Source organism: Klebsiella sp. OBRC7, from assembly GCF_000293135.1.
Lineage (GTDB): Bacteria > Pseudomonadota > Gammaproteobacteria > Enterobacterales > Enterobacteriaceae > Klebsiella > Klebsiella michiganensis.
Genome location: NZ_ALNJ01000100.1, coordinates 1 through 17,741, shown reverse-complemented (window position 1 = coordinate 17,741; position 17,741 = coordinate 1). Strand labels below are relative to the sequence as shown.

Below are 17,741 nucleotides of genomic sequence, written 5' to 3'. Positions count from 1 at the left end.
CCTGCAATGCAGGGTTTTTAATTTCTGTTTTTCGTTGAATTAAGCCTGCCGTTTAATGGCCTCATTCTGATCATCATTCGCTTCATTACTGGCATCCTGCAACACCTTTGTTTCCTGGTCTACCTGGGTAGGTTCTGTCTCAGTGCTTCCAGCCAATTCTTTTTCAGCGGCCCGGCCATTGGCCTGATTAAGCTCATCAGCAGATGCCTGCGCGTGACGTTTGAGTGATGCTGCCAGATCACGAATGAGATTATGAAGACGAGACTTAAACTCCTCGACCTCATCCTGATTAAAACAGTTATTTAACCAGAGGGTATCGATGATCTGGTGCAATTTATCAAAGTTCTGAATAATGCGGATAACCCGCAGCGCTTGCGGCGTTCTGATGCGAACCTCATGTTCTTTTGGATGGGTATACCCGACTTCATTGAGGCTGCTGCGTTCTTCTTCTTCTTTTACCGCACGGTTCAGAATAGCAATGTTATTTTCCAGTTCTTTCTCAGGCATGTCGATTACTTCGTTAACCGCCTTCAGTGTACGTTCAATCGCACCACTGTATTTAGTGCCAAGCCGTTCAAGGGCTCGGCTGTTATTGGTCAGATTGAAGAGAGCCTGGGAGATAATGTTAAAATTACGGGACTGTACCCGAATACCTTCCTGGGTGTGAAGAGTAAATTTCACGACAGCTTCAGGATTGGAATATTCGACACGAGAGTTAGGGGTTCGGTTATCCTGAGCCCCACTCTTTTTAGCTTGTTTTACGGTTTGTACCGGTGCTTTAGCCATAACAGAACCTCGGAGTTAATTTGTATGCCAATTGATTAGGCCAAAACTCAGGATAGTTGTCATTGAAAAATGGCTGCAATATGACCATGAAAAACCGACTTGAAAAATTAAACCAATATGCTTAAATGAATAAGAACCGAGCTGACGGACATCAGCACAACTTCCTAGTTAATTTCGCGCTCAACCAGCGCCCACCGGATGACCTCCTCCCGGGTTAACTACGCCTTCTACAGGCCCGAGCATCTCTGATGTGTTTAGGTTAAACCTGACATGTCTCTTTGCTTACCCAAACGGGTATTTTGGTTCTCAATCCCAAACAAAAAAAATTGTTAATCCTTTTAACTCCAGCGAATCAACAGATGTGCAGTTTTGTGTACATCCGTTTAGTTTACCTTTTAGGTAGCTAAATTTTCGCATTCTAAATTTATAGGTGATCTATGTCTGACCCAATCTCATTAATGGCAGGTATCGTATTTTTTGGTGCTGTGTATTACCGTGCCGAATATATCAGATTCCTTGGCCCAATCTGGCTGGCAATTTTTATAACGGAACGCGGTTTACTGTTCACTGGTCTCGGTTTTGTTACCGCGACTGTATGTGTAGTTGTTGCTTTACTCGTTATTTATAATTCATTCTTTACCAAGTCTGGGAAAAAATCTAATGAAGCAACTAATGGAAACATGGTTGAAGGTGTTTCTCGGGCTGGGTCAAATAATGACAAAGCCAAATATGCAAACCATCGTTTTGAAGGAAAGCTTGTTTACCACGGTCTCGAAAACTGGAAACACGATCCTAATAACGATAAATCGTATTTAGTCACAATACGTAGTGGTGGGAAAGACCATGAAATTTGGGCTGTTGGGCTCAAAAATGCTGTTGAGACTTGTGGAGCACAAGTTGGTGATATTGTTTCAGTCTGGAAAGAGTCTGAAGTAAGAACCGACAAAGCACAAGTGTTTGACGAAAGCGGTAAGGTTACAGGGTATCGTACTCTCCTTAACGAAAAACGTCGCGGCATTTGGGTTATGCAAGTACTCGCCGAAAGCTAAAATATTCTTAATTCAGGCTATAAGCCTTAACTTTTTAATCTTTTAAATATATGAGGTATATTATGACAATTGTCTATGGTAGTAGCATTGAGCCGGGTGGTATGGAACTGGATGATTACACAATGATTGCAGAGTGTGAAAATTGTGGGAAAGACTGCCGACATCGGATTTATGAAGACTGTGTTGCAGGGGCAATAAACCAGAGATTCTCTTATACGTGTAATCACTGCGGTTATCATTCCTGTAACGCTGAAGTATGTGACGTATGCGATAGCATCGAATGCGAAGAACATGCTGGTCGTTATCAGTCTAATATTTTCTTCGAAATGCATGAGCTCATTGAGCTCATGAAAATAGAGGGAGATATACTGGCAATCAGAGCAAAAATCAATGTAGGCGCTCACGACTTTGGAGATCTTTCAAAGTTAGATGATTGCCTGCATAGGCTCACCTTTCCAGGTTACTATGAACGGCGAAATACTGATCTCTATAAAGAGATATCAGATGCTTCAACCGACATGGCAATCCAAACATGGAAGCGTCTGGAACGCTTGTTATGCTAAACCTCCCTATAAAAACCCAGCGAAAGCTGGGTTTTTTTCTTTTCTGGATTGACCAACCAAACGTCGTATCATAATCTTATATCGCGGGCATCCCGCTTAACTTCTTTTAACACTCTTTATTTCGGCAACGCGCCATCCCTGAATGAATAAGTTCATTCGCACGGCTTCCCTACGCCCATAGAATTCGACACACGGTGCATCATGCATCGTGTTTTCTGCGCCGTCGAAAAAGGTGTTTTTCCTCTTGTTGAGGATACAGTGAGTCCAGCACTCTAACTGGATGCTTCACAAATCTTTCTAATTTTTGTGCCTATAGCACTAAATCATTTTAACTTTTTTAATTTAAAAATTTATGAGGTATAAACTATGCAATCCAGAGCAAAGGGTATTGTTGCGATAGAACCTAAATATGTGCCTGCATCTAACAATGCAGATTCATATATTTATTTCCGTTTGCGCTGTGACATGTCCATTAGCGGCAAGTCTCAGACCGAGTTCTATTCGATAAAAGCATTTGGTAAAGTCGCGGATTTTCTACGCGATAATATTCAAATGAATACCGAACTGTATATCGAAGCATTAGCTCGATCATTCCGTTATACAAAACATGGTATTGACCAAATGAGGACTGAGTTTCATGTTTTCATGGCTCGAATCATTCAGACTGGTCAATCAATAGATACCCGTGCAAATGAAACTGTAAAGCCACCATCTACATCAACCGTCACTTCGCTATCCCCTCAAGTAGCGCAAAAACTTAAGGACGATATGAAGTGGCAGAAAATGTCTGATGAAGAGGTAAGAACTGCTTCTGAAAAATGGAGAACAGTATATGCCGAGCAAAAGCAGCTGCACCCTGGAAAAGAGTCTGTATCACCAGACAACAATAAAAATTCAGTAGAGAAGATACCAGAAGCTTCGCCGAAGCTGGATGCTAAGAATAGAGCCGTGCAGACATCACGTCCGCAAGCCGCAACCTCTAAGCACCCTGTCAACATGCAAGCCTGGACAAATCTGCCAGCCGATAATTCGACAGCAGCCGTTATTGTAGCTCGTATGAAACTTAATGAAAAATTAAGCTCCTCCGGGCAAGTAACTTTAACTAACGCATATTCATCAGTTCGCGGTTGATATGACTGGTTGCTGATTCCTCAGCAACCTTCTTCTTTTTTAATCTTATAATTTATTTAATTTAATGAGGTATATATGTACTCAAATAAATCACGTAGTTCTGGTTCATTCTCAAACAACAATAAAGGGAACACCGATATTGTCGTTAAGATAGACAGCATTGCTCGACATATGTTGTCGCTCGAAAAGATGTTTGCATCCGCAGGTTCCAGTTCACCTCACATCTCATTCGAACGTGAATGCGTTTTTGCAAAACATATTGTCAACAATAATAACTACTTGGCTGACATAGCAGTTAATAATCCAAAGTCCTTCGAAACAGCATTCCTTCAGCTTGCAAGTAGCGGCCTTACTCTTGACCCGGCGCAGAAGCAGGCTTACCTGGTTCCACGCGATGGTCGTGTCATTCTTGACGTGTCCTATATTGGGCTCAGCAGGATGGCCACCGATGAAGGTTTATGCGAAGACATTGTGGCTGAATTAGTTTTTGAAAAGGACTCATTTAAAACCAATGGTCGTCGTTCCAGCCCAGACCACGAATTTGACCCCTTTGCTTATAAAGGGGGACTCGTTCTCACAAACACCGATCAGGGTGCTTTAGGAGATCGAGGCATGTTCAGGGGGGCTTATGTCGACTATTTAATGAAGGATGGACGTCATCTGGTATTTTTCATTGACCTTCAGGATTTAGCTCAATCTCGGGCGAAATCCGAATCTTGGGCAAAAGTGGAGAAACGGCAGTATTCACCGTGGACTCAGTTCCCTTGGAAGATGGTGCTCAAGTCAGCTATTAAGCAGACCATACACTTAATTCCTGGTAACCGTACTCGCCTGAGTTCAATGATTGAATATCTGAACACTGCAGGTGGTGAAGGTTTCCGTACAGCAACAATACCCGTCGCAGCTGCTGAAGCTGAAATGGAGGTTAGACAAGAAGCCAGGACGGCTGGTAATACGGATACTACAATCCGAACTGCAAAGTCTGATGATAAAGTTATTGAAGGTGAGTTTAATAAGCTCCCTGAAGAACCTGATTCAACCGAGCAGCAGGACATCAAGAGCAATACACCAACCGATGTTTACGATACGGCTGAGGGAAATACACCTCCAGCTGACGTAAATGGTTCGGCTGATGATATTCTCCCTCCACCCGGAGAAACCAATGGGCAGTCCAATGAAGAAATGTCTGAGCATCCCGGGGTCAGAAAATGGGCTGAACGCAGAATTAAAAAGTTAGTAAGCCGGGCAGAAAAGACGCTTGGATACGAAACTATTTTAAACGATGCAAAAAGCAGTTTCGATCTGAATGAAAGTGAGCTGGCATTCGCTCGCTTATCTTTAGAAAAATCCCGTCGGTCACTTCTCAAAAATCATTTAACTAACGCAGTAGGTAGCTTCGATTTTACTCAAGTACTTAACTTCATCGAAAAAATGGGTAAGGGTGAGTTTAAAACCGACGCGGCCAAATGGGTCGGTGAAGTCCAAGCCGAATCAATGGAAATACACAAGTTATATCTTGAGGCTGTTAATACATCTGATTTTGTGAGGCTCAATGCCGCTCTCAACAATGTGACATTTCCCCCTCTAAAAGAAATGGTAGAAGGTCTTATTGAAGATCTTCTGGCCGCTTAACTTATCCGGCAGGAAACTGCCGGTTTAACTTTCTAAATTTATCTTAAGGTGATCATTATGTCTGACATTTATGAAGTCGTTGATGTTGTGCAGGGCTCAAAGGAATGGCTCGAATGGCGTAAAACTGGTGTGACAGCAACATGCTCCCCTATTCTGTTAGAGGAGGCTGGTGCAACTAAAACGCCCTACGAACTCTATTTGCAATACGCTGGCCTGATTAAGGCAGAAGACCTTTCTGTCATTAAACAGGTTGATGCTGGTAAAAAGCTTGAAGCACTTGCCAGAAGTTACTGCGAAAAAGAGATTGGACAAATCGCCCTGCCTTTCTGTGTAAGGAACAAAAAGTATCCTTACATGATTGCTTCGCTGGATGGGCAGTTCGACGATGGTTCAATCCTTGAGATAAAGAATCTTTGCGAGAGCAAACATCTTTCTATTCTTCAGCTTGAAACCAAATCGCCAGAATTCCGTTATTACTACTGGCAAGTTCAGCACCAGCTGCTGACAACAGGCGCACCCCAGGCGTATCTTGTGTTTTGGTCGGCCACTGACCAGACCAAGGTCTTTAAAATTATGCCTTCGAAGAAAGCGTTTTATCGAGTCCAGGTTGCCTGCGAATACTTCTGGAATAAGGTTCAGACAAAAACAGCTCTACCGTTTGATAAGGAAAAAGATATTTTGCTTATCTCTGACCCTGAAATCATGTCTCAGACACAAGGCTTTAAGCTTCCAGACGACCTCGAAGCTCGTGTGGTAGACATAGCCAGACAAGTTGGAACATTGCAGCAGATGGAGAAAGAGTTGGCTTTAAAGAAAAAGCAGTTCGAAGAATACCAGAACGCGGTCAATTTATTGATCCAGGGTCTAGGTGCTTCTATTGGCTTTTCCTATAACGAGCTGGTTAGAATCGATGGCTTTGGCTTTCGTTTTCTTCAGTCTCGCGTACCGGAAAAACCGAGCTACAAACGAATCTGCGATAAATTATCTATTGACCCCAAACATCATCCAGAATGTTACGGTCAGTCATCGGTACGAAATTCGTTAAGTACCTATGAATATAAATCAACTCTGACTGATACTGTCTACATTCCTTTGGATGACACTTCCGTACTGGTATCTCCTGGTGCAGAAGAGACAGACTCAGCCCAACAATACGTTGTTTTTTAATTATTGAGCCCAGTTTAAAACTGGGCTTTTTTTTTGCTTGACCAATTACACATCCTTTATTATCTTTAAATAGCGGCTTAGTCCGCTTAACTTCAGGCAACTGCCTTTAAACACCTTCTAAATTCGGCGCTCAAGCCACTCCTGAATACCTCCTGGTATTCACAAGGATTTCTTTCGCCTAAACAAATTCGATAGCCTGCGGCTCTCATAAGCGGCAGGCTTTTTTGTCCGTCGAAAAAGGTGTTTTGTTGTCACGTAGACAACAACAAGTGCCTCAGTCACTCCCAAACTGAAACTAGTACCTAACTTCAGCCTTCATGCAAGGCCTAATTCATCTAATTCACTAATCTTTTTAAATGAGGAGTCTGATCATGTTTCTTGTAAATATGACTGCATATCTTGCATCCCCAGAACAACGGGAAATGGGCGTTATTGATGTCGATCAGCAAGTATCACACGCATTACGTGAACTGTTGACCTTTAATACCTGTCCTTCAGAAGATGTTATGACCGATAAAGCTAAAGAATTTGCTGAAATCGCTACATCACTCTGTAATAAATATAAGGCTGATGGTGTACTTGTTTATGCCAAAACCTATTTTATGCCTGTTCTGGTCTCTGCATTGAGAGCCAGAGGCATCGTTTCTTATGTAACGTATGCACCAAAGGTTACCAGTGTTGATAACAGTGGCAGTGTTAGCCGCAATTATAAGCATGTCGATTTAGTACGTGCTGATATTGCTGCATAACATCATTCTTCTTAATTAATTTTTAATTTTTAAATCTATCTAATTTAATGAGGTATATCATGACTACTAATTTCGCAAACCTGTCTGTTGAAATCATGGCGCGCTCTACACCTGTCCACCCTTCTGTATTTGGTATTGTTGTTCCAGATCATCAGATGGATAAAGTTAAACCGTTCCAGGGATTTGACTCAGCCAATCCATTTAGTGCATTCGTGCCTAAACAGAATGACGACTATGTTTTTGAAGCGTATTTGCGTTCATCTGTACTGATGTGGATTAACTATCCACAAAATCAGTCTCTGTGGATCTCTGGCCCAACAGGTTGTGGCAAAACCAGTGTTGTCGAACAAGTAGCAGCAAGACTTAACTGGCCTGTCATGAAAACTACAGCTTCACAAGACCTGGATATTAACAATCTCATTGGCGGTCTCCGGCTTCAGTGTAATGAACTGACCGGTGATACCAAGACTGTTTTTGTTCATGGCCCACTGACGCTGGCGTACAAGTATGGACTGATTTTCCTACTCGATGAGTACGATCAATTAGACCCATCCTGTGCCAATGCCTTTAACGCCATCCTCGAAGGAGGGAATTTAGTTATTCCTGAAACCAACGAGGTAATTAAACAGCACCCGAACTTCAGATTTGTTGCAACGGCTAACTCAATTGGTCAGGGCGATTTTACTGGCGTTTATGGCGGTGTGAAAACATTAAATGTGGCCAACCTTGACCGCTATATGTTTATCACTGCTGACTATATGCCAAAAGAAACCGAGACTAAATTGATTACCAAATATATCCCCGACACCAAAGTCGCGGAGAAATTTGTTGACGTTGCGAATATGATTCGCGGTCTTTTTGTAGGCAAGAATATCACCGGTGAAATTGACACTAGTGTCAATACTAACAGTGCAAAACTCCCGGACGGTGTTCTTCCCGACACTCGTTTATCAGTAACGTGTTCAACTCGTTCGCTGGTGGCCTGGCTTGACCGCTACTCAATGATGAAAGCTGCAAAGATGCCACGTGCATTATTAACAGCTTTCGATTATCAGATTGGTAATCGTGCATCAGCAGATGATAAAAAATCTTTGCATCTCATCGTTGAAGCTGTATTCGGTTCTGAAGCACTTAAATAAAACCCCGCTTGGGGTTTTTTAATTCTTTTTAAATCAATTTTAAATTAATGAGGTATGTCATGACTATCAAATCCAATGCCACTCAGGTTCTGGAACAACTTATTCTCGTTTCTCTTTCTGATATCACCAGTATTAGTGGTCGTCGTAAGCTGAAAAGAGAAGATCTTGGTAACAGTGCTGATTTGCCACCTGATGTACTTGTTTCATTAGGTAGCAAGAAAATCATTGACCCACAACTCATCAATCCATTTACCCGCAAGAAGAATTCAGCTCACGCTTTATGTCTTGAAGCGGGTATTAAATTTATGGGAGGCTATGCAATTCCAGCCGACAAGGTTAATGATTTAATTGGTAAACTGAATGTACTTAAGGGCGAGTTTTACGATTACAAAAAGGAATTTATGAAAGCTGATTTTAATAGCTGGATTAATTCTTTTGAAGAAAAGTATCGCTCTATACTTTTGCGTGATGCTGCGATCGATTTGTCTTATATGGATAGCCAGATACAATTTGGCTTTACTGCGATTCATATCACACCTTATGGTAACAGTGTCATTCAGGATGGTTTAACTGGGCAAGTTAAAAGTTTAGCGGATGAAGTTTATGAGGATGTGGCTGATGTTGTTGAAGGTTTCCTTAAAAACAGGAACCCCGATGCGTTTTCTCAGCACACACTAAATCCTTTACGCCGCTGCGGCGATAAACTCGCTTCCCTAGCTTTCATCGCACCAAGCGTCCAGTCTCTTAGCGACTATGTTAATCAGGTAATGAAAGACATTCCGCTAACCGGCAAAGTGACGGGCAAACCTTATAACGACATTCTCTCTCTCCTCAATAACCTACGCGACCCAATTCATGCAAAACAGTTTGTAGAACTGCTGTCATCAGCCAGTACTACAGATGGTAACGATGCGATTGACCCATCACTTTCAATGAACCTTATTGGAGATGATGATGCCATGACTTTAGCGGCCATTTCGGCAACTCAGGTTCAGGTAGAAACGCTTCCTCCTCCGCATACAGATGCGTTTGCATCTGCTGTGGTAGTAGAAGATCCGATCGGATTGCAAAGCGTTGATTCACTCGCTGAAGCCCCATCTGTTCTGGTAGAAATCAATGGTTCAGCTGATACGTCTTTGGCAATCGAACCGGTTAATACGTCGGCTGATACTGACGTTAACGACTTGTCCGATACCCAGGAGCATGGAATTGTTAATGACGCTGTAATACCGGCGTTTAGTGCGGTTATGGTCGATGATGATTCATTTTTGGGCGGTGATTCGATTGTACCCCGCTCTCTGCCAGACTCAGCTCTTATTTCGGGTTTGGATTCTGAAAAAGTCATTGATGGAAAAGAGCCTGAAATTGTAATTTCGTCTTCACTCGATGATGACGAAACAATAATGGTGTTTTAAAAATAAAAGGCCCACTCCGGGCCTTTTTTCTAATTAATCTATTTAAATTTATTGTGAGGTATATATGGGTATTTATAATTCCCTTCCTATTGTCGCACGTGCATTAAGCTCTCAGATTGGTCTTAATGTTTCTGTTGGCGGCAATGAAGCATATGCTACGGAGACTGGTGCTGGTTTTCTTATTAACCTTCCATTCTTCAAGGACGCTGAAATGTTGGCAAATCCGTTATTAGGGTATGCCGTACATGAAGCAGCACATATCCGTTTCACTGATTTTGGTGATCTTAAGATATTCATTCAAGAGCATATGGAGTCGGATAAATACAACGTTGAGGTACTTAGACACCTGGTCAATCTTTGCGAAGATTTGCGCATTGAACGTGCGATGAGTTGTCGCTATCCAGGTACATTGAAGTATCTCAATTCACTGAATCATTTTTTGTTCAGTGAAGAAGCGGAATCCTGTGATAAAGCTTCATCGGTATTTCTGGATACCCTGCTTACTTGTGGTTTGAACCGCTTCAACGGTTTAACTATCCCAACAAAGCAAGTGCGTGAAGACTTTGAACGCATCTTCGGGCTGGAGCTGTACGACAAAGCTATGACGGTTATGGCTGAAGCAGTACAAGCAACCTCGATTAAAAAGGTGTTTGAAGTTGCATGTCGGTTATATGACCTCGCAGTAGATGCATTTAACGAAACTAATGAGCAAGAAGAACCTCCGCAGGATGATAATCAGGGCGCTGATTATGGTGACAGCAAAGGCGATGACAGTTCGTCAGAGCCGGGCCAGTCATCCGACAGTTCTGACAAAAATGGGGATGGCCAGACTGTAAGTTCAGGCGGTAATGGCGGCTCGCCGTCATCGTCAGCCGGTCAGAATGGGCCTTCTTCAGATCCTGATGGTAATACCGGTGGCGCACCAGATAAAGAACATGGGCAAAACGATAGCGATGATGAAAACGATAACTCATCGTCAACGTCAGCTAATCGTAATACTCCTGCTTCCGACTCTGGTGACAACAAAGCCGGAGCTTCCCAACCGGGCTCAAATGCTTCGGGTGAAGCTTCTGTCGTTAACATGTCCCAGGGCGGTAAAGACCCTTTCGAAGGAACCACATCGAATGACCTTGGCCGTACTGGACAGAACACTTCAGATAAGCTCAATCAGTTAATCAAAGACAAAGTACCCCCGCATCAACGTATCGTTTCACCTACTCCATATTCAGTAGCACCTGCGAAGCGGCACGATACCGGTAATGCATCCGTAAGTTTAGGGGTGCAGATGGCTACCGGGTTACGCCAATCACTTCATGGGTTGTTACAGGGTGTAAGAGCGGTGAGAAGAACACATCGTGAAACTGGTCGTAAGCTTGATTCTCGACTGGTTACCAGTGCCATGCTGGGCAATACGCGTCTTTTTAAACATAAGTCCAAGGCAGTAGATGTCAGTTCTGCTTTTACTATCCTGCTGGACTCTAGCGGGTCAATGAGCCGGTCGGTTAAAGAGGCTGAAGCCGCTGTTGTATCAATGTTGTATGCGCTCGATGGTATTCAGGGGGTAACTACCTCGGCATACCATTTCCCACACGCCGCACATAATAGCGTAGGTCTGTTAAAAGGACGGGAGCAAACTTTACGGACAGCTATAGGAACTCATCAGTTTGGTATTGGTACGCAAGGCTGTACTCCTCTTTGCGAATCGTTATGGCCTGCACTTGCAGACCTGACGTCAGCTAAAGCGGATCGCCATGTATTGGTTATAGCAACTGATGGCCAGCCTGATGATATGGCTTCTGCGCGAGCGATGATACAAAGCGCTAAAGATGATGACATCATCGTTATTGGCATCGGTTTCGGTGATGCCAGTGACCGCATGATGAAAAGTCTTTTTGGTGATACCGGTGTTTCTGTCGGTTCTGTTTCTGCCTTACGTAGCAAACTCTTTGAAGTAACCCGTAAAGCTCTCATGTCTTAATCTGTATTTTAATTTCCGTTTTAGCTTTCTAAATTAATTTAATTTATTTTAAAGGTGATCATTATGTCTGCAACCGCAAAATCTAAAGTGGTTCACGAAAATCAACTCTCATTCATGAGTATTTTCGATGCCACTGAAAGTGAATATGATCTGATATCAGCCGATTCAGAACATAATTATGAACTTCGTTTTTCATCAAAGATGGCTTACGAAATAATTCGGGATAGTATATATATCATGACTGCATACCGTAGTACTGGTGAGCAGCGTGTGGATGAAATCCTCTGGATTTGTTCGGAAGAAAATCAGGAAGACTTATGTTCATTTACGAGTTGCTGCAAAATAGCGGGTCTTGATCCATTCGAAACCCGGATGGAAATCCTGCACGAGTGGTCAAGTGAATTGGCAAAACAAGCAAGACTGATTGCGTGTCATCACTTTACTGCTCCCACTAATATGGAACATGTTGCATCCCAACGTATTGGATACGAAAAATACAGAAAAGCGTTTTATCACACTTATCCTAAAGAGGCTGCGAAGCCGCTTAAGAATAAACCTCTGTAATAATACAAACGCTGACTTCGGTCAGCGTTTTTTTCGTGCCACGCTGGAGACTAACATGAATATTTTAAAACATGACTTCGATAGTTCCTCTGAACTGCTACAAGCGGGTTTATTGCTTAATCAATTGGAGGATCTAATAGGGTTTATTTCCACGAATGAGTTCAGGAAAACCTCAATCAATCAGTTCATTGAGGTTGAGGCATCTGAACTTATGGTTTTTAACCTATGGCATCCGATGTGTCCCGATATCACTGAGGTTCATTTCTTCCGTGATATGGATTCAAATTGGTGGCCATACAAGATTTATGAACTCATGTCTGATATAACCACCCAAACCCAATTCATTCCTCGGGTAAATCAATAAAGGTGACATCATGATTCATTATTGGGTTAAAGTGAGACCCGGTGAAACAGATATCCTCGCACCTCTTCGTCATGGGGTTCTCGCCATAAAATATTTGGATGGAGCGCCATTGCTTTTCCAATGGCCTCCTGAAGAAGGATGGACGTTCGAAACCCTGGATAAAGTACAGCCTTGTGGTGTTGAGTTTGGGGCCGATGCATATATTAATGATGTATGGATTGGTACTACAGAATTTTAATCTTTAAAGACTGAATGTCTGGAGTCTCATTTAATGGATATCCCATGCATTTTGTTTATATCAAATAGTCGGCATTATGTAATTACTGAAGACTCTGTTATCGCTTCATGGCCATCACGTTCTGATAAAGAAAGTGAGATCATTCAGCTTAATGACGGTCGGATTATTACTGCAAACAATGTACGACGATTTAACTTCATCGACATTTCAAAGATCGAAAGCCTGACGGCGATTGATGATGGAATTGTCTTTTAACTATATAGATTAATAACTGGAGTCTGTATGAGTGGCTGCGCGTTGATAGAGTATAACAACCGCACCGCCAGAATACGCGGTGAAGTTGCACAAGGCGATAAGCATTATATTCAGTATGCTCTCGCTCACTGGGCTGTCATTGCAATCAGGATTCGCAATACAGACCATCATTTTACCCGATTGCCGGTTGATGAGTGGATTGAAGGAATTGCAAAACAAGTAAATCCTTCTGAGGCTCGTGAGCAGATATTTAATGCTCTATTGCGGTGTAAGCCGGGTATCTTCTAATTCATTTAATTTATCGAGGTATATATGTTTCATTCTGAAACCGAGGATATCTATGGTTTTGTGTCTGGCGATATGTCATTGCGACCTCATTCAATCGATAGAGATTTGCAGGACTTAAGGTTACTACTCGCCGATATGGATACCATTAATATTCTGAACGAACGAGGGATAGGAACTCAGAAAACCATCTTTCATGTAACACAAAATGAGTCGAAGGCATTAATGCTGGTTACTCGTTTAACTTACTGCCAAGGTGGTGGACGATTTACTCACCCTGAATGTGCTCTTCTTGTTGAACAGATAACTGATCTAGGACGTAAGTTGGGTAATAAACATTTCGATGCGGCGATGAATGAAGCAAAACGCTTTATAGCGAATGAGGCTGACTTCATGAAAGAACAAACTGTCTGGTAGAAAATTTCTAAGGAGTCACTCATGTATACTTCAACTACTGCTAAATCAGATCATATTGATAGCTTTAATAACGCACAAAACCGTATGTTGATGAATTACGAACGTGATGAGTTTGAACAAGCTCCCGCTGCCGTACTTTATGATGCTGTCGGTGCTGTCGTAAACGATGAATCTGATATTGATATAATTTTTCGCCTTATGGATATGGAAGGAGAAATGTTGTTTCTCCGCGCAATGAAAAACCTCGGTTGCCAAGAGAATGTTTTTTATTACGCATCTGAATCTGGTGCGGTGCTGACTGCTAACGATGCAACGTTGCTTGAATTTGCTTATAACCTGGGCAAACATATCAGCAATGAGTTCTTTACGCGTTTCTTGCGTAATTCTCAGTTAGCCCGTGAACTCATCGGTAACATCATTCGTATAGGCAACGATGCCCTTAAATTTCCAGATGACGGCCTGAATACAGTATTTGAATGCTGTGTGATGGAGAATTCATCCTGGAAGAACCAAGGCCATTTTAAAGATAACTTTGGTCTTTAAAGCATCTAATTCTTTTAATTAGCTAACACAGAAAAACCCAGTCTTCGGACTGGGTTTTTTTGTATTTGCTGATTTCAAATCATGTAAACAAAACGGATGCACATGAAAATTACTTTTGATTTTTACAGTCAAAACGTTGCCATTTTTGAACTTGTTATTTTAACCCATATGGCAAACTAATCGTAATGCCGTCCGTATTTCTGATAAGGGAGTTTTATGAAGACACTTAAATGTTCTCATAACAGGGCAATGCTTATGCCAGCACACAAAATCCCTGCGGTATTAGTTAACGACGACCCTAAGAACATAGTTACTGATGAGCTGTTGCGTAAATATGGAACACGCATGACTCTCGATGAGGCTTGCTCCGAAATTGGTGTTAAGTCGGATAGTGTAGCCAAACGTATAGGACAGGTCAGATATAGGCATTATGCATTAACTCGCCAACTTGAAAGTGCAAGGGTCTTTAGTGGAAAAAATAGCTTTTTCTGGACGGAGTCTATCGCAAGAATAATTTCCGAGGGTAATTCCGATGAAATATCAATTTTTAACTAAAATCATTATTCCCCTGCTAGTGGGATTTGCTTTTTCTACCTCAGTTCTTGCGGATGAGGGTAACACCCCAACGTCTCAATCCCCTCAGACCACCAGTGACGACCTCGCTGGTGGTCAGGCATTTCTGAATGGAAAAGAGGAAGGTTGGTTCTGGCGTAAATCGCCACCTGAGCCAGTGAAGAAAAAGCCAGTGAAGTTACCTCCTCCGCCGACTTTACCGCCTCAAGAAACGCCTAAACAGGTTGCTCAAACACCTATGGAGTCGACTCCAGAACCTGCCGCAACTGAAAAGCCCGGCCCGGCTCCGTTCACCGTAGCCTGGTTTAATGAAAACATTCAGAAACTACGCAACCAGGCCATCGACAATCCTACCCAAGAAAACGTTAGGGCATATTTTCTGGCCCAACGCATTATGCTGGATAAAGCCAGCCGCTTTACTGATATGGCTAGGTTGGTTACTTCTACCGACCCCCTCATAGATGAGAATAGCCGCCGCTCAACCTCAACATTTGGGGCAATGGATCAATCGAATGAAGCTGAAAACAATTCGAGAACGGTCATAAAAGACGTAGCGACAAAAGCAGGATTGTTTTTCTTCTTCCGTGGGGAAAACTGCTCCATATGCGTAAAGCAAGCTTCTGTTATGAATACGTTTAGTTTCATGACAGACATGAAGGTCATCCCAATTTCACTTGATGGTAAACCTCTTCCAGGGAATATTTACCCGGACTGGAGGCCTGATTCTGGCCAGGCATCAAAGCTCCAAATATCAAACGCACCTGCGATAGCTCTGGCAATCCCGCCATCTACAACACGCATTGTCTCATTTGGGCCTATCAGTGCAGACCAGTTAATTTCAAGAACAGTCCTTATTGCCCACGATGCAGGGATCATTTCTGACCAGCAATATAAGAGCACCTTGCCATATAACGATACCGGCTATATCGACTCAAACATTCTGAATGACATGCCTAAAGACCTAACTCAACAACCTGATGAGTTTATCAAATATATACAAGCTAAAGCTGGCTACGGTTCGACACCTAACCCAAATGCTAATAACCCGGGGGAAAAATGAAGATTTCGCGCAACTATAATATAAAGAATGTATTCCGTAGAAACATTCTTGCAATTTCTATCTGCCTCTCCGGGTTGACAGCTTTTCAATGCGAGGCCACCAGCATTAGTACTCAGCTAGACAGTATGTTCGGCTCTATGTCGAATGTTACAGCTCCCGGTGATTATCAGAGCGTTACACGTGATGGATATACCGGTGGCGGATTTGTTCTACGTAATAAGCTCCGTACATTGACACCTATTAGTATTAGTCTCCCTTCTGCGTCGGGAGGATGTGGAGGGATAGACCTTTTCGGCGGGTCATTCTCGTTCATCAACGCTGATCAGTTCGTCCAGATGCTACGTAATATTGCTTCTAATGCTGCCGGTCTAGCTTTCCAGTTGGCCCTGAACGCTATGGATGCCGTTCTGGATAATGCTATTTCGAAAATGCAGGCAATCATCCAGCAGATGAACGATCTGACCGCAAATTCGTGTCAGTTAGCGAAGGGGTTGTTAGTCGACACTGCCTCTGCATTTGGTGACAGTGCAAAGGCTGCTGTATCTTCTCAGCTGTCCTCTGATGGCCTCTCAGACCAATTTAAAGCCATGTGGGGCAATATGGGTGGTGGTAAAGCACCCGACGTACAAAAACAAGAGGCAGGGAAAAGAAAGGCATGTGACGATTACGGTAACATTGTGTGGTGTTTGCTCCAGAATGGTAGCTTTAGTAATCAATTCATCGGCTCCGAAGATGAGCAAAAAGAACTTATTATGTCTATGACCGGCACCATCATCGTCGGTAGCCAGTTGGGTACAGATAAAGATGGGTCAGCTAAAAAGAGTGTGGTTAGGATTGCTCCACTCGCAACTTCAAATGTCCTGGATTCTTTTATAAATGGTGATGATAGTTTCGATTTCTGGTCTTGTTCAGGTCAGACTAGTACTTGTGAGAATCCCAAAAAACAGACCAAAATAATTAAAGGTCTCGCTGCCAATATCACACTCTTCTTTATCGATAACGGATATTTGAGCTCGGCCAGAACTGGTTCAAACCCTGGGGATGCTAAATTACGGCAAGCAAACTACTACAACGTAGCTGGTGCTACCAGTAAAGCGACTCAAATTGCACGTCATGATTTAGCCGCATCTTATTCCTATATACGTGAACTATCTCCTGTCATAGCCTATTCAGCTGCTTATAACTACCTCAGCGAAATGCTTACGGCTGCTGCGACCGGCGCACGGCTCCAGCAGGAAAATGATAAATCGGCGTCAGTTTATTATAAGGATGCTGGAGAGCTAATCGAAAAGGCAAGGCAAAATCTGTATGTCTCCTATAACGCCATGATATCCCGTTATGGTGGCGAGGCCCGTATACCTGAATCATTCAGCAACTATATGACAACGCTTCCGCAGGTTCATTATGAATCTGAAGGTTCTCTTGATGGCTCGCTCTAACAAGGTAACTTAATATGAGTGAATGGAACGTATATACTGTTGGCAACATTGAATTTATTTATAATATATTCAATTCCGTTGCCATGTTATTGAATGATGGCACTTACGGATCCTTGTTTAGGATTTCAGCACTCATTGGTGTAATTTGTGTCGTGCTTGCTGCTGCTATATCAGCCGGGAAATCATTATCCCTTTCTCATATGTGTGTGGCCGTCGTGATGTATTACCTGTTTTTCAGTGTATCGATGCGCACCAACATTGAAGATGTTACAACGGGTAAGTTTCGTGCTGTTGATAATGTACCAGCGGGATTAGCCGTTGCCGCATCTGTACTGTCTACTGTTGGGTATGCAACTACCGAGAAGATGGAGCAGGCATTTTCTGTCCCAAGCAT

At 42.7% G+C, this 17,741-nt stretch carries 21 protein-coding genes; 20 read left to right on the top strand and 1 reads right to left on the bottom strand.

The window, feature by feature from the left end; translation table 11 throughout:
* Positions 1 to 39: 39 nt before the first annotated feature.
* Complete coding sequence (locus HMPREF1144_RS21130; RefSeq protein ID WP_009653890.1) at positions 40 to 786, bottom strand: AcaB family transcriptional regulator; 747 nt, start codon at positions 784 to 786, stop codon at positions 40 to 42.
* Between the two features lie 437 nt (positions 787 to 1,223).
* Here HMPREF1144_RS21130 and HMPREF1144_RS21125 point away from each other — a divergent pair, with 437 nt between their 5' ends.
* The 20 genes from HMPREF1144_RS21125 to HMPREF1144_RS21035 all read left to right on the top strand — a co-directional run.
* Entirely contained in the window at positions 1,224 to 1,835 is a 612-nt protein-coding gene (locus HMPREF1144_RS21125; RefSeq protein ID WP_009653893.1) for a hypothetical protein, read from the top strand.
* Between the two features lie 62 nt (positions 1,836 to 1,897).
* Positions 1,898 to 2,398, top strand: coding sequence for a hypothetical protein (locus HMPREF1144_RS21120; protein ID WP_016241582.1), 501 nt, complete (start codon positions 1,898 to 1,900; stop codon positions 2,396 to 2,398).
* Between the two features lie 366 nt (positions 2,399 to 2,764).
* Positions 2,765 to 3,529, top strand: coding sequence for a single-stranded DNA-binding protein (locus HMPREF1144_RS33080; protein ID WP_016241581.1), 765 nt, complete (start codon positions 2,765 to 2,767; stop codon positions 3,527 to 3,529).
* 75 nt (positions 3,530 to 3,604) lie between these two features.
* Positions 3,605 to 5,161 (top strand): recombinase RecT, encoded by a 1,557-nt coding sequence (locus HMPREF1144_RS21110; protein ID WP_007372238.1) that lies wholly within the window; start codon positions 3,605 to 3,607, stop codon positions 5,159 to 5,161.
* A 57-nt stretch (positions 5,162 to 5,218) separates the two neighbouring features.
* Positions 5,219 to 6,328: a lambda-exonuclease family protein gene (locus HMPREF1144_RS21105; protein ID WP_007372239.1), complete on the top strand. Its 1,110-nt coding sequence runs from the start codon at positions 5,219 to 5,221 to the stop codon at positions 6,326 to 6,328.
* 371 nt (positions 6,329 to 6,699) lie between these two features.
* A complete protein-coding gene (locus tag HMPREF1144_RS21100) occupies positions 6,700 to 7,077 on the top strand; it encodes a hypothetical protein (protein ID WP_007372240.1) in 378 nt (125 codons plus the stop codon).
* A 59-nt stretch (positions 7,078 to 7,136) separates the two neighbouring features.
* Complete coding sequence (locus tag HMPREF1144_RS21095; RefSeq protein ID WP_007372241.1) at positions 7,137 to 8,216, top strand: AAA family ATPase; 1,080 nt, start codon at positions 7,137 to 7,139, stop codon at positions 8,214 to 8,216.
* A 59-nt stretch (positions 8,217 to 8,275) separates the two neighbouring features.
* On the top strand, positions 8,276 to 9,631 hold the full coding sequence (locus tag HMPREF1144_RS21090) for a DUF3150 domain-containing protein (RefSeq protein WP_009653892.1): 1,356 nt from the start codon (positions 8,276 to 8,278) through the stop codon (positions 9,629 to 9,631).
* 64 nt (positions 9,632 to 9,695) lie between these two features.
* The gene (locus HMPREF1144_RS21085; RefSeq protein ID WP_007372243.1) at positions 9,696 to 11,609 is read left to right on the top strand and encodes a VWA domain-containing protein; all 1,914 of its coding nucleotides are present in this window, start codon (positions 9,696 to 9,698) and stop codon (positions 11,607 to 11,609) included.
* Between the two features lie 63 nt (positions 11,610 to 11,672).
* Complete coding sequence (locus HMPREF1144_RS21080; RefSeq protein WP_016241579.1) at positions 11,673 to 12,173, top strand: hypothetical protein; 501 nt, start codon at positions 11,673 to 11,675, stop codon at positions 12,171 to 12,173.
* Between the two features lie 55 nt (positions 12,174 to 12,228).
* Positions 12,229 to 12,537 carry a hypothetical protein gene (locus HMPREF1144_RS21075; RefSeq protein ID WP_016241578.1) on the top strand — a complete coding sequence of 103 codons (309 nt, stop codon included), beginning with the start codon at positions 12,229 to 12,231 and terminating at the stop codon, positions 12,535 to 12,537.
* Positions 12,538 to 12,547: 10 nt separating this feature from the next.
* Positions 12,548 to 12,775, top strand: coding sequence for a hypothetical protein (locus HMPREF1144_RS21070; RefSeq protein ID WP_016241577.1), 228 nt, complete (start codon positions 12,548 to 12,550; stop codon positions 12,773 to 12,775).
* Between the two features lie 33 nt (positions 12,776 to 12,808).
* A complete protein-coding gene (locus tag HMPREF1144_RS21065) occupies positions 12,809 to 13,030 on the top strand; it encodes a hypothetical protein (protein WP_007372244.1) in 222 nt (73 codons plus the stop codon).
* Between the two features lie 27 nt (positions 13,031 to 13,057).
* Positions 13,058 to 13,318 carry a hypothetical protein gene (locus tag HMPREF1144_RS21060; protein ID WP_016241576.1) on the top strand — a complete coding sequence of 87 codons (261 nt, stop codon included), beginning with the start codon at positions 13,058 to 13,060 and terminating at the stop codon, positions 13,316 to 13,318.
* Between the two features lie 24 nt (positions 13,319 to 13,342).
* Positions 13,343 to 13,732 carry a hypothetical protein gene (locus tag HMPREF1144_RS21055; RefSeq protein WP_016241575.1) on the top strand — a complete coding sequence of 130 codons (390 nt, stop codon included), beginning with the start codon at positions 13,343 to 13,345 and terminating at the stop codon, positions 13,730 to 13,732.
* Positions 13,733 to 13,753: 21 nt separating this feature from the next.
* Positions 13,754 to 14,275 carry a hypothetical protein gene (locus tag HMPREF1144_RS21050; RefSeq protein WP_007372245.1) on the top strand — a complete coding sequence of 174 codons (522 nt, stop codon included), beginning with the start codon at positions 13,754 to 13,756 and terminating at the stop codon, positions 14,273 to 14,275.
* Positions 14,276 to 14,491: 216 nt separating this feature from the next.
* The gene (locus tag HMPREF1144_RS31845; RefSeq protein WP_024196083.1) at positions 14,492 to 14,830 is read left to right on the top strand and encodes a hypothetical protein; all 339 of its coding nucleotides are present in this window, start codon (positions 14,492 to 14,494) and stop codon (positions 14,828 to 14,830) included.
* On the top strand, positions 14,808 to 15,908 hold the full coding sequence (gene traF, locus HMPREF1144_RS21045; protein ID WP_007372246.1) for a conjugal transfer protein TraF: 1,101 nt from the start codon (positions 14,808 to 14,810) through the stop codon (positions 15,906 to 15,908). The genes HMPREF1144_RS31845 and traF overlap by 23 nt, the downstream gene beginning before the upstream one ends.
* A complete protein-coding gene (locus HMPREF1144_RS21040) occupies positions 15,905 to 17,347 on the top strand; it encodes a conjugal transfer protein TraH (protein ID WP_009653894.1) in 1,443 nt (480 codons plus the stop codon). The genes traF and HMPREF1144_RS21040 overlap by 4 nt, the downstream gene beginning before the upstream one ends.
* Before the next feature lie 14 nt (positions 17,348 to 17,361).
* A partial coding sequence (locus tag HMPREF1144_RS21035) for a conjugal transfer protein TraG N-terminal domain-containing protein (RefSeq protein ID WP_042928183.1) occupies positions 17,362 to 17,741 on the top strand: 380 nt, incomplete at its 3' end.

Bases quoted from the DNA above. Each gene is read 5' to 3' on its own strand.
- HMPREF1144_RS21125 (WP_009653893.1), top strand. From the start codon at position 1,224: ATGTCTGACCCAATCTCATTAATGGCAGGTATCGTATTTTTTGGTGCT.
- HMPREF1144_RS21095 (WP_007372241.1), top strand. From the start codon at position 7,137: ATGACTACTAATTTCGCAAACCTGTCTGTTGAAATCATGGCGCGCTCT.
- HMPREF1144_RS21040 (WP_009653894.1), top strand. From the start codon at position 15,905: ATGAAGATTTCGCGCAACTATAATATAAAGAATGTATTCCGTAGAAAC.
- HMPREF1144_RS21130 (WP_009653890.1), bottom strand. From the start codon at position 786: ATGGCTAAAGCACCGGTACAAACCGTAAAACAAGCTAAAAAGAGTGGG.
- HMPREF1144_RS21120 (WP_016241582.1), top strand. From the start codon at position 1,898: ATGACAATTGTCTATGGTAGTAGCATTGAGCCGGGTGGTATGGAACTG.
- HMPREF1144_RS21060 (WP_016241576.1), top strand. From the start codon at position 13,058: ATGAGTGGCTGCGCGTTGATAGAGTATAACAACCGCACCGCCAGAATA.
- traF (WP_007372246.1), top strand. From the start codon at position 14,808: ATGAAATATCAATTTTTAACTAAAATCATTATTCCCCTGCTAGTGGGA.
- HMPREF1144_RS21110 (WP_007372238.1), top strand. From the start codon at position 3,605: ATGTACTCAAATAAATCACGTAGTTCTGGTTCATTCTCAAACAACAAT.
- HMPREF1144_RS33080 (WP_016241581.1), top strand. From the start codon at position 2,765: ATGCAATCCAGAGCAAAGGGTATTGTTGCGATAGAACCTAAATATGTG.
- HMPREF1144_RS21055 (WP_016241575.1), top strand. From the start codon at position 13,343: ATGTTTCATTCTGAAACCGAGGATATCTATGGTTTTGTGTCTGGCGAT.
- HMPREF1144_RS21100 (WP_007372240.1), top strand. From the start codon at position 6,700: ATGTTTCTTGTAAATATGACTGCATATCTTGCATCCCCAGAACAACGG.
- HMPREF1144_RS21105 (WP_007372239.1), top strand. From the start codon at position 5,219: ATGTCTGACATTTATGAAGTCGTTGATGTTGTGCAGGGCTCAAAGGAA.
- HMPREF1144_RS21065 (WP_007372244.1), top strand. From the start codon at position 12,809: ATGGATATCCCATGCATTTTGTTTATATCAAATAGTCGGCATTATGTA.
- HMPREF1144_RS21090 (WP_009653892.1), top strand. From the start codon at position 8,276: ATGACTATCAAATCCAATGCCACTCAGGTTCTGGAACAACTTATTCTC.
- HMPREF1144_RS21070 (WP_016241577.1), top strand. From the start codon at position 12,548: ATGATTCATTATTGGGTTAAAGTGAGACCCGGTGAAACAGATATCCTC.
- HMPREF1144_RS21085 (WP_007372243.1), top strand. From the start codon at position 9,696: ATGGGTATTTATAATTCCCTTCCTATTGTCGCACGTGCATTAAGCTCT.
- HMPREF1144_RS21080 (WP_016241579.1), top strand. From the start codon at position 11,673: ATGTCTGCAACCGCAAAATCTAAAGTGGTTCACGAAAATCAACTCTCA.
- HMPREF1144_RS21075 (WP_016241578.1), top strand. From the start codon at position 12,229: ATGAATATTTTAAAACATGACTTCGATAGTTCCTCTGAACTGCTACAA.
- HMPREF1144_RS31845 (WP_024196083.1), top strand. From the start codon at position 14,492: ATGAAGACACTTAAATGTTCTCATAACAGGGCAATGCTTATGCCAGCA.
- HMPREF1144_RS21050 (WP_007372245.1), top strand. From the start codon at position 13,754: ATGTATACTTCAACTACTGCTAAATCAGATCATATTGATAGCTTTAAT.